At 68.4% G+C, this 14,675-nt stretch carries 12 protein-coding genes and 1 pseudogene; 7 read left to right on the plus strand and 6 right to left on the minus strand.

Translation table 11 applies throughout. From position 1 onward, the window contains the following. Window positions 1-37: 37 nt before the first annotated feature. Together H8R17_RS16570 and H8R17_RS16575 are read right to left on the minus strand one after the other, a co-directional pair. Window positions 38-1,120, minus strand: a complete 1,083-nt coding sequence (locus H8R17_RS16570) for an inositol-3-phosphate synthase (RefSeq protein WP_187823963.1) — start codon at window positions 1,118-1,120, stop codon at window positions 38-40. 45 nt (window positions 1,121-1,165) lie between these two features. Beyond that, window positions 1,166-1,849 (minus strand): PadR family transcriptional regulator, encoded by a 684-nt coding sequence (locus H8R17_RS16575; RefSeq protein ID WP_187823964.1) that lies wholly within the window; start codon window positions 1,847-1,849, stop codon window positions 1,166-1,168. A 405-nt stretch (window positions 1,850-2,254) separates the two neighbouring features. On the opposite strand from H8R17_RS16575, the gene H8R17_RS16580 reads away from it, so the two are divergent. Beyond that, window positions 2,255-4,912, plus strand: coding sequence for a transglycosylase domain-containing protein (locus H8R17_RS16580; RefSeq protein WP_187823965.1), 2,658 nt, complete (start codon window positions 2,255-2,257; stop codon window positions 4,910-4,912). A gap of 156 nt (window positions 4,913-5,068) precedes the next feature. After that, on the plus strand, window positions 5,069-6,577 hold the full coding sequence (locus H8R17_RS16585; protein WP_187823997.1) for a glycosyltransferase family 87 protein: 1,509 nt from the start codon (window positions 5,069-5,071) through the stop codon (window positions 6,575-6,577). Window positions 6,578-6,701: 124 nt separating this feature from the next. Here the strand turns inward: H8R17_RS16585 and H8R17_RS16590 are convergent, their stop codons facing one another. From H8R17_RS16590 to H8R17_RS16600, 3 genes are all read right to left on the minus strand, one after another. Beyond that, window positions 6,702-7,733, minus strand: coding sequence for an alanine racemase (locus H8R17_RS16590; protein ID WP_187823966.1), 1,032 nt, complete (start codon window positions 7,731-7,733; stop codon window positions 6,702-6,704). 98 nt (window positions 7,734-7,831) lie between these two features. Further along, window positions 7,832-8,953, minus strand: a complete 1,122-nt coding sequence (gene femX, locus H8R17_RS16595) for a peptidoglycan bridge formation glycyltransferase FemX (RefSeq protein WP_187823967.1) — start codon at window positions 8,951-8,953, stop codon at window positions 7,832-7,834. A gap of 166 nt (window positions 8,954-9,119) precedes the next feature. Continuing rightward, window positions 9,120-9,425 (minus strand): hypothetical protein, encoded by a 306-nt coding sequence (locus H8R17_RS16600; RefSeq protein ID WP_187823968.1) that lies wholly within the window; start codon window positions 9,423-9,425, stop codon window positions 9,120-9,122. 293 nt (window positions 9,426-9,718) lie between these two features. Between H8R17_RS16600 and rpsF the strand changes: the two genes are divergently transcribed. The 5 genes and pseudogenes from rpsF to H8R17_RS16625 all read left to right on the plus strand — a co-directional run. Continuing rightward, a complete protein-coding gene (rpsF, locus tag H8R17_RS16605; RefSeq protein ID WP_004985983.1) occupies window positions 9,719-10,009 on the plus strand; it encodes a 30S ribosomal protein S6 in 291 nt (96 codons plus the stop codon). Window positions 10,010-10,086: 77 nt separating this feature from the next. Further along, on the plus strand, window positions 10,087-10,668 hold the full coding sequence (locus H8R17_RS16610; protein ID WP_187823969.1) for a single-stranded DNA-binding protein: 582 nt from the start codon (window positions 10,087-10,089) through the stop codon (window positions 10,666-10,668). A 45-nt stretch (window positions 10,669-10,713) separates the two neighbouring features. After that, window positions 10,714-10,950: a 30S ribosomal protein S18 gene (gene rpsR / locus H8R17_RS16615; protein WP_003949403.1), complete on the plus strand. Its 237-nt coding sequence runs from the start codon at window positions 10,714-10,716 to the stop codon at window positions 10,948-10,950. 18 nt (window positions 10,951-10,968) lie between these two features. Continuing rightward, window positions 10,969-11,415: a 50S ribosomal protein L9 gene (gene rplI, locus H8R17_RS16620; protein ID WP_187823970.1), complete on the plus strand. Its 447-nt coding sequence runs from the start codon at window positions 10,969-10,971 to the stop codon at window positions 11,413-11,415. A 138-nt stretch (window positions 11,416-11,553) separates the two neighbouring features. Continuing rightward, a pseudogene (locus H8R17_RS16625) lies at window positions 11,554-13,228 on the plus strand (IS1182 family transposase); the annotation flags it as partial. 89 nt (window positions 13,229-13,317) lie between these two features. Here H8R17_RS16625 and H8R17_RS16630 read toward each other — a convergent pair. Next, on the minus strand, window positions 13,318-14,655 hold the full coding sequence (locus tag H8R17_RS16630; RefSeq protein WP_187823971.1) for an MATE family efflux transporter: 1,338 nt from the start codon (window positions 14,653-14,655) through the stop codon (window positions 13,318-13,320). Window positions 14,656-14,675 lie beyond the last annotated feature (20 nt).

The following is a 14,675-nucleotide window of genomic DNA, read 5'->3' on the forward strand; positions in this document are numbered from 1 at the left end:
ACCCGGGAACCCTCAACAGGCCGCAAGAGCAGGCCTTTTACGGCTCGACTTCACCCTTGATGAACTTCTCCACGTTCTCCCGGGCCTCGTCGTCGAAGCACTGGACCGGCGGGGACTTCATGAAGTAGCTCGACGCCGACAGCACCGGGCCGCCGATGCCGCGGTCCTTGGCGATCTTCGCGGCGCGCAGGGCGTCGATGATGACGCCGGCGGAGTTCGGGGAGTCCCAGACCTCCAGCTTGTACTCCAGGTTCAGCGGAACGTCACCGAAGGCGCGGCCCTCCAGGCGGACGTAGGCCCACTTGCGGTCGTCGAGCCATGCCACGTAGTCGGACGGGCCGATGTGGACGTTGTTCTCGCCGAGATCCCGGTCGGGGATCTGGGAGGTGACGGCCTGGGTCTTGGAGATCTTCTTGGACTCCAGGCGGTCGCGCTCCAGCATGTTCTTGAAGTCCATGTTGCCGCCGACGTTCAACTGCATCGTGCGGTCCAGGACGACGCCGCGGTCCTCGAACAGTTTCGCCATGACGCGGTGCGTGATGGTCGCGCCGACCTGCGACTTGATGTCGTCACCGACGATCGGCACGCCGGCCTCGGTGAACTTGTCCGCCCACTCCTTCGTACCGGCGATGAACACGGGCAGCGCGTTGACGAACGCCACGCGCGCGTCGATGGCGCACTGGGCGTAGAACTTCGCCGCGTCCTCCGAGCCGACCGGCAGGTAGCAGACGAGCACGTCGACCTGCTTGTCCTTGAGGACCTGGACGACGTCGGCCGGGGCCTCGGCGGACTCCTCGATGGTCTCGCGGTAGTACTTGCCGAGGCCGTCGAGGGTGTGGCCGCGCTGGACCGCCACACCGGTGCGGGGCACGTCGCAGATCTTGATGGTGTTGTTCTCCGAGGCGCCGATGGCGTCCGCGAGGTCGAGGCCGACCTTCTTGGCGTCCACGTCGAAGGCGGCGACGAACTCGACGTCGCCCACGTGGTAGTCGCCGAACTGGACGTGCATCAGGCCTGGCACCTTGGACGCCGGGTCGGCGTCCTTGTAGTACTCGACTCCCTGCACCAGCGACGCGGCGCAGTTGCCCACGCCGACGATGGCTACGCGAACCGAACCCATTCCGGTTGCTCCCTGTGTGTACGAGTGAGGCCCTTGGAGCGGACCTCACGTGGCGGTGTCGCCGGGCGTATCCGGCCGGGGCTCGTCCCCGGACCGGGGCAGGCCGCCCGGCGCTCCAGATGTGGTGTCCGGCGAGTCGGGCCCCCCGGAAGCGGAACCCCTGTGGTCCCGCCCGGCCCGCTCGCTCTCGATGAGCTCGTTCAGCCAGCGCACTTCGCGCTCCACGGACTCCATCCCGTGGCGCTGGAGCTCAAGCGTGTAGTCGTCGAGGCGCTCCCGGGTCCGCGCCAGCGAGAGGCGCATCTTCTCCAGGCGCTCCTCCAGACGGCTGCGCCGGCCCTCCAGCACGCGCATGCGTACGTCGTGCGGCGTCCGGCCGAAGAAGGCGAAGCGGGCGGCGAAGTGCTCGTCCTCGTACGCGTCCGGTCCCGTCTGCGAGAGCAGCTCCTCGAAGTGCTCCTTGCCCTCGGCCGTCAACCGGTAGACGATCTTGGCGCGGCGGCCCGCGAGCGGCGCGGCGAGCGCGTCCTCGGTGGTGTGCCCCGGCTCCTCGGTCAGCCAGCCGTTGGCGACCAGAGCCTTGAGGCAGGGATACAGCGTCCCGTAGCTGAACGCCCGGAACACACCCAGTGACGTATTGAGTCGCTTGCGCAGCTCATAGCCGTGCATCGGGGATTCGCGGAGCAGGCCGAGTACGGCGAATTCGAGGATCCCGGAACGCCGGCTCATCGTCGCCTCCTCTCTGCCGCGGACGCGCCCGCACGGATGTGTGACCGGACTTGCTTATGCCGAGCTGATGTATCGACTCGATACATCACGACGATAGAACGACCATCCGGAGGCGACAAGTGGGAGGGCGGTGAACGGGATCACATCACCGATTCATCGGACGCAGGTTGCCTGATTTGGGGTGAACTTTGGGGCTAGGCAGGTTTTGCCGATGCGTAGTCTGTGCGCCATGAAGACCACCGGGAACCAAGTGACGCCAGGGAGCGTCGTCGTCCTCGGTGCAGTACGGGTGCACGCGGGACCAATGAGTGGGGGAGCCGACCGCATCCGTATTTCGGGGGGACCGGAAACCAGCCGCCGTCTCCAGGCGCGCAAGGGTGCGCCTGCCCGAGGAGTAGTCGTTCGATGAGCGAGCACCGTCGCAAACCGCCGCAGCCGCAGGGAGGCGGACGTGCCGCGGCCCGACGCGGCCAGTCCGGCTCGTCCTCCGGTCGCCGCGCGGCACCGCGGGGCGCCACTGGGTCTCCATCCGGCTCCTATGGATCCGATCCCTACAACGCGGGAGGTGAAGAGCGCCCGTACGGCGGCCGCGCCGAAGCCCGGCGGGCGGCACAGAGAAGTGGGGGCGGCCGACGCCGGGCGGCCGACCCGGGCCACGGCCGCCGCGCCGCTCCCGGCGGGCCGGCCGGCCCCGGGCGGGGCAGAGGTCGTGCCGCGCCGCCCGACAGGAAGCGGTTGATCGACTACCCGCGCGCGGGCAAGTACGGATGGCAGCGCTGGGTGCCGTCCTGGCGGCTCGTCTCCGGGCTGTGCATCGGGTTCTTCGGCAGTCTGGTCGCCGTGGCGGGCATCGGGTACGCCATGGTGGGCATCCCCAGCGAGAACACCGCGGCCAAGTCGCAGAACAACGTCTACTACTGGGCCGACGACTCCCAGATGGCCGCCACGGGCGCCGGTGCCAACCGCCAGAACATCGATATCAGCCAGATCCCCAAGGCCATGCAGAACGCGGTGATCTCGGCCGAGAACAAGACGTTCTACCAGGACTCGGGTGTCGATCCCATGGGTATCGCCCGTGCACTGGCCAACATGGCCCGGGGCGGCGACACACAGGGCGGTTCGACGATCACCCAGCAGTTCGTCAAGAACACCTACCTGAGCCAGGACCAGACCCTCACCCGGAAGTTCAAGGAGCTGTTCATCTCCGTCAAGGTGGGGACGAAGCTCGACAAGGACGAGATCCTCCAGGGCTACCTGAACACCTCGTACTACGGCCGTGGCGCATACGGCCTCCAGGCCGCTGCCCAGACCTACTACGGCAAGGACGCGGTCAACCTCACGCCCAGCGAGTGCGCCTTCCTGGGCGCCCTCCTCAAGGGCCCGACGTACTACGACCCCGAGGGCAACGAGAGCATCGACCCCGCCGCGAGCCGCGAGGCCAACCGCCAGCGCTCCGAGGGACGCTGGCGCTGGATCCTCGGCGAGATGCGCAAGGACGGGAAACTCACCGAGGCCCAGTACCAGACGGCCACCTCGAAGTACCCCATGCCCCAGGGACGCAAGGCGACCAAGGGCATGACCGGCCAGATCAGCTACCTGGTCAGCGTCGCCAAGAAGTACGTCCTGGCACACTCCGACATCACGGAGCAGCAGTTCGACAAGGGCGGATACCAGATCAAGACGACCTTCGAGAAGGACAAGGTCGACGCGCTGAACAAGGCCGTCAAGAAGATCGAGAAGGGTCGTCTCGACCCGGAGAAGCGGGACCAGGACAAGAACGTGCAGTTCGGTGCCGCGTCGGTCAAGCCCAACGACGGCGCGATCGTCGCGATCTACGGCGGCGCGGGATACGAGAACGGCCACTTCAACAACAACGCCGACACCCAGGGTGTCCCGGTCGGTTCGACGTGGAAGCCGTTCGTGATGGCCGCAGCCATGGACCACGGCACGTACAAGAGCGACGGCGTCGGTGTCTCGCCGCTGAGCAAGTACAACGGCAACGACGACATCAAGATCAAGGACCAGGACGGCAGTTACGTCAGGACCAAGGACGGCGAGGTCTTCCGGCAACAGAACGAAAGTGACCATGCCTGGGGCTACATCACGCTGCGCAAGGCGATGGAGCAGTCCATCAACACGCCGTTCGTGCAGCTCGGCATGGATGTGGGGATGTCGAACGTGATGGATGTGGCGAAGAAGTCCGGCATCCTGGATCAAAGCTTCGCCAAGCTCAACGCGTCGTTCGCGCTGGGGACGTCGACTCCCAGTGCGATCCGCATGGCGGACGCCTACGCGACGTTCGCCGCGTCCGGAAAGCAGGCTGACCCGTACTCCGTGACGTCGGTGAAGAAGGGCGGCCAGGACGTACCCGGCTTCGAGAAGCCGACGATCAAGCAGGCGATGCCGGAGATCGTGGCGCACAACGTCACGGACCTCCTGGAGAACGTCATCGAGAACGGTACGGGTAAGAACGCGAAGGCCCTGGGCCGTACGGCGGCCGGCAAGACCGGTACCACCGACGAGAACAAGTCGGCCTGGTTCGTCGGCTACACCCAGCAGCTGTCGACGTCGGTCGCGATGTTCCGCGAGGACCCCAAGAACAGCAAGCTGCTGTCCATGAACGGCACGGCGGGCGAGGACTCCATCCACGGTGGTGACGTGCCCACGGAGGTGTGGACCGAGTACATGAAGGCCGCGCTGAAGGGCCAGCCCGACCCCGGCTTCCCGGACGGCGAGAAGATCGGCAAGGTCCAGGACGCGGAGGGCGCGCCGTCCCCGACGCCGTCCTTCAGCCAGCCGCCCACCACGCCCCCGGCCGAGCCGAGCCCCGAGCCCGGCGACACCGGCCCGAGCCCGTCCCCCACGCCGACCCCGACGGACTGCGGATTCTTCGGCTGCGAGGGCGACACCGGCGGGAACGCCGACGGCGGAGGCGGTACGGAAACCGGAGGCGCCGACGGCGGTACGACGCCCACACCCGCGCCAACGGATGGCGGGGGTGACGTCGGAACCAGTAACGGCAACGACAGCGGAGGAGGCCTCTTCGGCGGGGGAACGGGTTGACGTGACCCCATGAGGAGGCAGTGAGGAAGCGCCCTGTTTCACGTGAAACAGGGCGCTTCCTCATGCACGCGGGCCTCGACGGGCAAGTGATGGCCGCCGGAGGCGCCCCGCCTGTTATGGCCTGAGGTGACTTCGTTCTCAGACGCATACGGCAGGATGTGCGACATGCCCAGCGCAGAATCGACGCCAGTGAGCGTGCACGATGCGGACCAGGTGCGGCCTACCAAGGAGGATCCGGTCGCGGCGGCCGGCAGTGAGCTGATCGGCGGACCGGTCGGACGGCGTGCCCTGCTCGGAACGTCCTGGTGGTCGCCGGTGCGAATCATCATGCTCGTGGCGATCGGCATGTTCGCCCTCGGCCTGGTCCAGAAGGCGCCCTGCTACAACGGCGCCTGGTTCTTCGGCACCAGCTCGCAGTACACACACGCGTGCTACTCGGACATCCCGCACCTGTACGCCGGGCGCGGCTTCTCCGAGGGCCTCGTGCCGTACTTCGACAAGCTCCCCGGCGACATGCAGTACCTCGAGTACCCGGTGCTGACCGGTGTGTTCATGGAGGTCGCCTCCTGGCTCACCCCCGGCAGCGGCAGCATCCAGGACCAGGAACAGTGGTACTGGATGGTCAACGCCGGGATGCTCATGGTGTGCACCGCCGTCATCGCCGTCTGCGTGACCCGCACGCACGCCCGCCGCCCCTGGGACGGCCTCCTGGTCGCCCTTGCGCCCGCCTTCGCGCTCACGGCGACCATCAACTGGGACCTGCTGGCCGTCGCCCTGACGGCCGCCGCCCTGCTCATGTGGTCCCGCGGCCGCCCCCTCACCTTCGGCCTCCTGCTGGGCCTCGCCACCGCCGCCAAGCTCTATCCCTTCCTGCTGCTCGGCCCGCTGCTGGTGCTGTGCTGGCGGGCGGGCAAGTGGCGGGAGTACGGTACGGCCCTGGCCGGCGCGGCCGTCGCCTGGGTGATGGTGAACGGGCCGGTGATGCTCTTCGCCTTCGACGGCTGGTCGAAGTTCTACACGTTCAGCCAGGAACGAGGCGTCGACTTCGGCTCCTTCTGGCTGATCCTGGCCCAGAACTCGGCCGACCCGCTCAGCACCGACACCGTCAACACGCTGGCCGTGCTGCTGATGCTGCTGTGCTGCGTGGGTGTCGCGGCGCTCACGCTCACCGCGCCGCGCCGTCCGCGCTTCGCCCAGCTCGCCTTCCTGATCGTCGCGGCGTTCATCCTCACCAACAAGGTCTACTCGCCACAGTACGTCCTGTGGCTGGTGCCGCTGGCCGCCCTCGCCCGGCCGAAGTGGCGGGACTTCCTGGTCTGGCAGGCCTGCGAGGTGGCGTACTTCCTGGGCATCTGGATGTACCTGGCGTACACGACCAGCGGCGACGCCCACAAGGGCCTGCCGACCGACGGCTACCACTGGACCATCGGGCTGCATCTGCTGGGGACGCTGTACCTGTGCGTCATGGTCGTGCGCGACATCCTCCTGCCGGAACGTGACCCGGTGCGCCGGTCCGGCGAGGACGACCCCTCGGGCGGGGTACTCGACGGCGCGGAGGACGTGTTCGTGTGGGGACCGGCGGCCCATCCCCCGCGGCACGCGGCGCACTTCGAGGGGACGCAGGTGGAGTGGGGCAGGCGGGGCGCGACGGGCGGTTCGCTCTGAGCGAACGGCACGCGCGCGGCGGGCAGGCCCCGGTGTCATGCGAAGGGCCGTACACGGGAAGTCCCGTGTACGGCCCTTCGGTCGTCCTCGTGCCGGCCTCGGCTGCGGCCGTCGCCGGACCCTCTCAGCGGTCGACGAGCCGGTCGAACTGCGTGGTGGTGTGCCGCAGATGGGCCACCAGCTCATCGCCCACCTTCGGCTCCGGCGAGTCCGACGGTACGAACAGGATCGAGACCTGCATGTGCGGCGGCTCGGCGAACCAGCGCTGCTTGCCGCCCCAGACGAACGGCGAAAGGTTCCGGTTCACCGTGGCCAGACCCGCGCGCGCGACGCCCTTGGCACGCGGCATGACGCCGTGCAACGCCTTCGGGGCCTCCAGACCCACCCCGTGCGACGTACCGCCCGCCACGACCACCAGGAAGCCGTCGGAGGCCGCCTTCTGCTGCCGGTAGCCGAAGCGGTCCCCCTTGGAGACGCGCGTGACGTCCAGGACCGCGCCGCGGTACTCGGTGGCCTCGTGGTCCCCCAGCCACAGCCGCGTGCCGATCCGGGCCCGGAACCGCGTCTGCGGGAACTGCTGCTGCAGCCGGGCCAGTTCCTCGGCCTTCAGGTGGCTGACGAACATCGTGTGCAGCGGCAGCCGGGCCGCGCGCAGCCGGTCCATCCAGCCGATGACCTCCTCGACGGCGTCGGAGCCGTCGGTGCGGTCCAGCGGCAGGTGGATGGCGAAGCCCTCCAGCCGGACGTTCTCTATGGCGGCGTGCAGCTGCGGCAGGTCCTGCTCGCTGATGCCGTGCCGCTGCATCGAGGACATCACCTCGATGACCACCCGGGCGCCCACAAGCCCGTACACGCCGTCGACCGACGACACCGAGCGCACCACCCGGTCGGGCAGCGGCACCGGCTCCTCGCGGCGCCGGTACGGCGTCAGCACCAGGAGGTCACCGCCGAAGTAGTCCTTGATCCGCGCGGCCTCGTACGTCGTGCCGACGGCGAGGATGTCCGAGCCGAGCCGTGTGGCCTCCTCCGCCAGGCGCTCGTGCCCGAAGCCGTAGCCGTTGCCCTTGCAGACCGGCACGAGCCCCGGGAACTGCTCCTGCACGTGCTTGTGGTGCGCCCGCCAGCGCGCGGTGTCGACGTAGAGCGTGAGCGCCATGGCCGGACCTGGAACCTTTCTCGTGGCTGCGGTGTATCAGAGGTGCGGTGTATCAGAGCTTTGGAAGCTGTGGAACGTATCGAAGCAACGGCCGGGGCTCAGCGGCGCGACATGTAGATGTCGAGCGCCTTGTGGAGCAGTTTGTTGAGCGGGAAGTCCCACTCGCCGAGGTATTCTGCGGCCTGGCCGCCCGTGCCCACCTTGAACTGGATCAGGCCGAAGAGGTGATCGGTCTCGTCCAGCGAGTCGGAGATGCCGCGCAGGTCGTACACGGTGGCGCCGAGCGCGTAGGCGTCACGCAGCATCGTCCACTGCATCGCGTTCGAGGGACGGACCTCACGGCCGATGTTGTCGGAGGCGCCGTAGGAGTACCAGACGTGCCCGCCGACGATCAGCATCGTCGCCGCCGACAGGTTCACGCCGTTGTGCCGGGCGAAGTACAGCCGCATGCGGTTGGGGTCCTCGGTGTTGAGAGCCGACCACATGCGCTGGAAGTACGACAGCGGGCGCGGCCGGAAGTGGTCGCGCGCGGCCGTGATCTCGTACAGCCGCTGCCACTCCGGCAGGTCGTTGTAACCGCCCTGGACGACCTCGACGCCGGCCTTCTCGGCCTTCTTGATGTTGCGCCGCCACAGCTGGTTGAAGTTCTTGTGGACCTCTTCCAACGAGCGGCCCTCCAGCGGCACCTGGAAGACGTAGCGGGGCTGTACGTCGCCGAAGCCGGCGCCGCCGTCCTCGCCCTGCTGCCAGCCCATACGACGGAGCTTGTCGGCCACCTCGAAGGCGCGCGGCTCGATGAAGTCCGCCTCGATGTCGCGCAGCCGCTTCACGTCCGGGTCCTGGATCCCCTTCTTGATGGACGCGGCCTCCCACCGCCGGATGACCACCGGCGGGCCCATCTTCACGGAGAAAGCGCCCTGCTGCTTCAGATGCGCCAGCATCGGCTCCATCCAGTCCTGGAGATTTGGCGCGAACCAGTTGATGACCGGGCCTTCGGGCAGATAGGCGAGGTAGCGCTTGATCTTGGGCAACTGCCGGTAGAGGACCAGACCCGCGCCGACCAGCTCGCCGGTCCGCTCGTCGAACCAGCCCAGGTTCTCCGAGCGCCATTCCGCCTTCACGTCCGCCCAGGCCGGGACCTGCATGTGACTCGCCGACGGCAGGCTCTGGATGTAGGCCAGATGCTGCTCGCGACTGATGGTCCTCAGGGTCAGGCTCATTCGGGGCGCTCCTCGGGCTGGTGTGTCCCCATGGGTACAGGGGCTCCGGCTCTCGCGGAAGCCTACTGCGCCTTGCGCGCGTCCCGGCTGGGCATACAGAACCTTCGCCCCGGCCTGTCGCGGCGACCGGGGCGTGCGCGGTGTCAGGAAGGGGGCGCGGGAGGCGTCAGCCGAAGAGGCCGCCGTGCGCCATGCCGAGGAAGAAGCCGATGCCGGCGGCACCCAGGCCCAGGATCAGGCCGAAGCGCTCGCGGGTCGTCTCCGAGATCCACTGGCCGTACGCGCCGGTGAAGATCCCCACCAGGCCGGCCCAGGAGCTGAGCAGGTGCAGGTCGTCGTCTACGAGCGCTACGACGAATGACGTGATGCCCAGCACCAGGGTCACCGCGAGCAGCGTGTCCTGGAGCGGATGGGGCTTGCCGTCCGTGGCGAAAAGGCCTCCGGCGGTGTTGGGTCGCGATGCCTGTGCCATGGGGCACCTCCTGCGGAAGACGGCGCATCGTAGCGCCATGCACACCCGATGTGTACAGATTGGCCGCCCTCGTGTGCGGATTTCAACCGCAGGCCGGTGTGCGGGTAGTCTGTACCGTCTGCACCGGTGTCTGCCCAAGCAGAGCCAGGTCATCCCTGCCGACCTGGGAAACCGTCCACCGACCCCGATTGTCAGTGGCGGCTGATTTACTGACAGGCACTGTTGCGTACGCATCACGACCCTCCTGCCACGGAACGACCGTGGCCGCTGAGTCCAAAGGAGGTGGGTTCCACATGCGTCACTACGAGGTGATGGTCATCCTCGACCCCGATCTTGAGGAGCGCGCTGTCTCCCCGCTGATCGAGAACTTCCTCTCCGTCGTCCGTGACGGTGGCGGAAAGGTCGAGAAGGTCGACACCTGGGGCCGTCGTCGTCTCTCGTACGAGATCAAGAAGAAGCCCGAGGGCATCTACTCGGTCATCGACCTGCAGGCCGAGCCTGCGGTCGTCAAGGAGCTCGACCGCCAGATGAACCTGAACGAGTCGGTCCTCCGGACCAAGGTCCTCCGTCCCGAGACCCACTGAGCCGTTCCGCTCAGCTGATCCCGGGCTTCGAGTAGCAGCCAAGCAGCCAGCAGCAAACCCGCCGAGAGGTTCCCCCAATGGCAGGCGAGACCGTCATTACGGTCGTCGGCAACCTTGTCGATGACCCCGAGCTGCGCTTCACCCCCTCCGGTGCGGCCGTCGCGAAGTTCCGTGTCGCGTCCACTCCCCGCACCTTCGACCGCCAGACGAACGAGTGGAAGGACGGCGATAGCCTCTTCCTGACCTGCTCGGTCTGGCGCCAGGCGGCGGAGAACGTCGCCGAGTCGCTCCAGCGAGGCATGCGCGTCATCGTGCAGGGCCGGCTGAAGCAGCGGTCCTACGAGGACCGCGAGGGCGTCAAGCGCACGGTCTACGAGCTGGACGTCGACGAGGTCGGCGCCAGCCTGCGCAATGCCACGGCCAAGGTCACCAAGACCACCGGCCGCGGTGGCCAGGGCGGTTACGGCGGCGGTGGAGGCGGCCAGGGTGGCGGCGGCTGGGGCGGTGGCCCCGGCGGCGGCCAGCAGGGCGGCGGCGCTCCCGCCGACGACCCGTGGGCGACCGGCGCTCCCGCCGGTGGCCAGCAGGGCGGTGGCGGCGGCTGGGGCGGTGGCTCCGGCGGCAGCGGTGGCGGCTACTCGGACGAGCCTCCCTTCTGAGGGCGGGTTCGTACCCCAACTTCTTGATCACACAGGAGATACACCATGGCGAAGCCGCCTGTGCGCAAGCCGAAGAAGAAGGTCTGCGCTTTCTGCAAGGACAAGGTCACGTACGTGGACTACAAGGACACGAACATGCTGCGGAAGTTCATTTCCGACCGCGGCAAGATCCGTGCCCGCCGCGTGACCGGCAACTGCACGCAGCACCAGCGTGACGTCGCCACGGCCGTCAAGAACAGCCGTGAGATGGCGCTGCTGCCCTACACCTCCACCGCGCGCTAAGGGAAGGGTGACCGACACATGAAGATCATCCTCACCCACGAGGTCTCCGGCCTCGGCGCCGCTGGCGATGTCGTCGACGTCAAGGACGGCTACGCCCGCAACTACTTGATCCCGCGGAACTTCGCGATCCGCTGGACCAAGGGCGGCGAGAAGGACGTCGAGCAGATCCGTCGTGCTCGCAAGATCCACGAGATCCAGACCATCGAGCAGGCCAACCAGATCAAGGCCCAGCTCGAGGGTGTCAAGGTCCGTCTTGCCGTCCGTGCCGGCGAGGCCGGTCGTCTCTTCGGTTCCGTCACGCCGGCCGACATCGCCTCGGCGATCAAGGACGCCGGCGGTCCCGAGGTCGACAAGCGCCGCATCGAGGTCGCCTCGGCGATCAAGACGCTGGGCGCTCACGAGACGTCCGTGCGTCTGCACCCCGAGGTTGCCGCCAGGGTCAACATCGAGGTCGTCGCTGCCTGAGCGCTGAAGCTCGCTGAAGCAGTGAGCGAGGGGCCCCTCGGTACGACGCTGTTGGTTTATTCGGCCCTCGCGTGACGTCGGTCTCCACGATCCGGTTGTGGTCGTGGAGACCGACGTTGTTGTGTGGGGTGGGTGTCGATGCCGATGCAGCCGAAGGGTCCGGGGGAGATTCCGGCGGAGACGGTGCGGGTGGCCCGGGCGGCGTTCCCGAAGGGAAGCCTGGCGATCCGGGTCCGGGACGAGCTGGGGCCGATGATCCGGGACGAGGACTTCGCGGATCTGTTCGCCTCACGAGGCCGGCCTGCCTGGTCTCCGGCCGGGCTGGCGCTGGTGTCGGTGCTCCAGTTCGTGGAAGGGCTGACCGACCGCCAGGGCGCGGAGGCGGGGCGGGCACGGATCGACTTCAAGTACGCACTCGTGCTTCAACTCGACGATGTCGGCTTCGACTTCTCGGTGCTGTCGGAGTTCAGGGACCGGTTGGCCGGGGCCGATGGCGGGCGCCGGGCCATGGACGGTGTGCTGGTGGCAGCCCGCGAGAAGGGGCTGCTCAAGACCGCGGGCCGAGCCCGGACCGACTCCTCGCATGTGCTGTCGTCGGCGCGTGAGTTGTGCCGGCTGGAGCAGGTGGCCGAGACTCTGCGTGCGGCGTTGAACGCGCTCGCGCAGGCCGCTCCGGACTGGTTGTCCCGGGTGGCGGAGCCGGACTGGGTTCAGGCACTACGCCACCAGGGCCGAGGACTCCCGGTTCCCCAAGGCCCGCGCGAAGCGGGACGAGGTGGGGTCACGGATCGGCCGGGACGGGACACGTCTGCTGGAAGAGGTCTTCGCCGTTGAAGCCCCCGCAGCACTGCGTGCACTTGACGAGGTGGAGGTCCTGCGCCAGGTCTGGGTCCAGCACTTCCACCAGGTGGATGGCGAGGTGATGCGCAGGGGCCCAAGAGACCGGCCGCCGGGCGCGACGCGCCTGGTCAGTTCCTATGACCTGGAGGCCCGTGTCGGCGTCAAACGGGACACTATGTGGGACGGATACAAGGTCCACCTCACTGAGACTTGCGGCGAGGACGACGTTCCGAACCTGGTCACCAACGTGGTCGCCACCGTGGCAACCTTCGCGGACAACGCGATGAACGAGGAGATCCACGCTTCCCTCGCCGCCCGGGACTGCCTGCCCGCCGAGCACTGGGTGGATGCCGGCTACCCCACCGCCGCCCACCGTCCTCGCCGCCCGCACCCGGCACCGCGTCGAGCTGCACGGGCCACTGGTCGGCAACACATCGTCCCAGGCCAAGGGAGCTTTCGGGCTGGATGCGTTCACCGTCGACTGGGAACATCATCAGGTGACCTGCCCAGGCGGTGTGACCGCCACGGACTGGTATCCCCGAAACGATTCCAAGGGCCTGCCGGTCGTCCGCGTCAGGTTCCCCGCCAGCCGCTGCGGCCCCTGTCCCCACCTGCGTGCCTGCGTCAGCTCGACCACCGGCCACCACCGGGAACTCATGCTGCGGCAACAGCAAGCCCAGCACGACGCCATCCGGCACATCCGCGCTGAACAGCAGACCGATGCGTGGAAGGAGCGCTACAAGATCCGTGCCGGTGTCGAGGGCACCATTTCCCAAGCCGTCGGGCGCTGCGGCCTGCGCAGATCCCGCTACCGGGGCCTGACGAAGACCAGCCTCCAGCACCAGCTCACCGGAGCCGCCCTCAACCTCGCCCGAATCGACGCCCACCTGACACACCCCGAGCCCACACCCGCACCAGCCACTTCGCAGCACTGTGCCCCGCCGAACTGACGCTCGGCGGGGCACAACAGGGGCCGAATAAACCAACAGCGTCCCGGCCGGCGGGGTCCCCTCGTTCATGCACGCACGTTTCACGTGAAACGCGGGGTTTCACGTGAAACGGTCAGCGTGTCGCGCCGGTCACCAGCCAGCGGCCCGAGCGGGTGCGCAGCCACAGGGTCAGCATGCGCACGGTCATCATCAGCGTCATGGCCGCCCAGAGCGCGGTGAGCCCGCCACCCAATGTGGGCACGAGCAGGGCCACCGGAGTGAAGATCGCCAGCGTGACCAGCATCGCCCATGCCAGGTACGGTCCGTCACCCGCGCCCATCAGGACACCGTCCAGTACGAAGACGACGCCGGAGATCGGCTGCGCCGCGGCCACGATCACCAGAGCGGGCAGTGCCGTGTCCTTGACCGTGGCGTCACTGGTGAACAGGGGCAGGAACGCCGGCCGGCTGACCAGCACCAGCAGACCGAGGACGACGCCCACCGCGATTCCCCACTGGACCATGCGGCGGCAGGCGTCGCGGGCTCCCTGGACGTCCCCCGCCCCGAGGTAGCGCCCAATGATGGCTTGCCCCGCGATGGCGATGGCGTCGAGGGCGAAGGCGAGCAGGCTCCACAGGGACAGGATGATCTGGTGCGCCGCGATGTCGGCATCACCGAGGCGGGCCGCGACGGCCGTGGCGATCATCAGGATGGCCCGCAGCGAGAGGGTGCGGACCAGCAAGGGTGCCCCGGCCTGTGCGAAGGCCCTGATCCCGGCGGCGTCGGGCCGCAGCGAGGCCCCGTGCCGACGCGCGCCGCGGACGACCACCACGAGATACGCCGCGGCCATGCCGCACTGTGCGATGACGGTGCCCCAGGCCGAGCCCGCGATGCCGAGATCGGCGCCGTAGACGAGGACGGCGTTGAGGGCGGCGTTGGCGACGAAGCCCGCGACGGCGACGTACAGCGGTGTCTTCGTGTCCTGCAGTCCGCGCAGGACGCCGGTCGCGGCAAGCACGACGAGCATGGCCGGTATGCCGAGCGAGGAGATCCTGAGATAGGTGGTCGCGTACGGGGCGGCCGTGTCCGAGGCGCCCAAGAGTTCCACCAGGGCCGGTGCCGTGGGCAGGACCGCGGCGATGACGGCGGCGCCGAGCAGCAGGGCCAGCCAGATACCGTCCATGCCCTGGCGGATGGCGGCCGGGAGATCGTCGGCACCGACGCGTCGGGCGACGGCCGCGGTGGTGGCGTAGGCGAGGAAGACGAAGACGCTGACGGCTGTCGTCAGGAGGGCGGAGGCGACGCCGAGTCCAGCGAGTTGTGCGGTCCCGAGATGGCCGACGATCGCGCTGTCGGCCAGCACGAAGAGGGGCTCGGCGACGAGTGCGCCGAAGGCCGGGACGGCCAGGGCGACGATCTCCCGGTCGTGCCGGCGCCGGACGGACCGGGGGCGCGCAGGGGCCTGTGTCATGTGCACCAATCTAATCGTCC

The organism is Streptomyces sp. TRM68367 (assembly GCF_014495685.1).
Classification (GTDB): domain Bacteria; phylum Actinomycetota; class Actinomycetes; order Streptomycetales; family Streptomycetaceae; genus Streptomyces.

Bases quoted from the DNA above. Each gene is read 5' to 3' on its own strand.
- H8R17_RS16570 (WP_187823963.1), bottom strand. From the start codon at position 1,120: ATGGGTTCGGTTCGCGTAGCCATCGTCGGCGTGGGCAACTGCGCCGCG.
- H8R17_RS16575 (WP_187823964.1), bottom strand. From the start codon at position 1,849: ATGAGCCGGCGTTCCGGGATCCTCGAATTCGCCGTACTCGGCCTGCTC.
- H8R17_RS16580 (WP_187823965.1), top strand. From the start codon at position 2,255: ATGAGCGAGCACCGTCGCAAACCGCCGCAGCCGCAGGGAGGCGGACGT.
- H8R17_RS16585 (WP_187823997.1), top strand. From the start codon at position 5,069: ATGTGCGACATGCCCAGCGCAGAATCGACGCCAGTGAGCGTGCACGAT.
- H8R17_RS16590 (WP_187823966.1), bottom strand. From the start codon at position 7,733: ATGGCGCTCACGCTCTACGTCGACACCGCGCGCTGGCGGGCGCACCAC.
- femX (WP_187823967.1), bottom strand. From the start codon at position 8,953: ATGAGCCTGACCCTGAGGACCATCAGTCGCGAGCAGCATCTGGCCTAC.
- H8R17_RS16600 (WP_187823968.1), bottom strand. From the start codon at position 9,425: ATGGCACAGGCATCGCGACCCAACACCGCCGGAGGCCTTTTCGCCACG.
- rpsF (WP_004985983.1), top strand. From the start codon at position 9,719: ATGCGTCACTACGAGGTGATGGTCATCCTCGACCCCGATCTTGAGGAG.
- H8R17_RS16610 (WP_187823969.1), top strand. From the start codon at position 10,087: ATGGCAGGCGAGACCGTCATTACGGTCGTCGGCAACCTTGTCGATGAC.
- rpsR (WP_003949403.1), top strand. From the start codon at position 10,714: ATGGCGAAGCCGCCTGTGCGCAAGCCGAAGAAGAAGGTCTGCGCTTTC.
- rplI (WP_187823970.1), top strand. From the start codon at position 10,969: ATGAAGATCATCCTCACCCACGAGGTCTCCGGCCTCGGCGCCGCTGGC.
- H8R17_RS16630 (WP_187823971.1), bottom strand. From the start codon at position 14,655: ATGACACAGGCCCCTGCGCGCCCCCGGTCCGTCCGGCGCCGGCACGAC.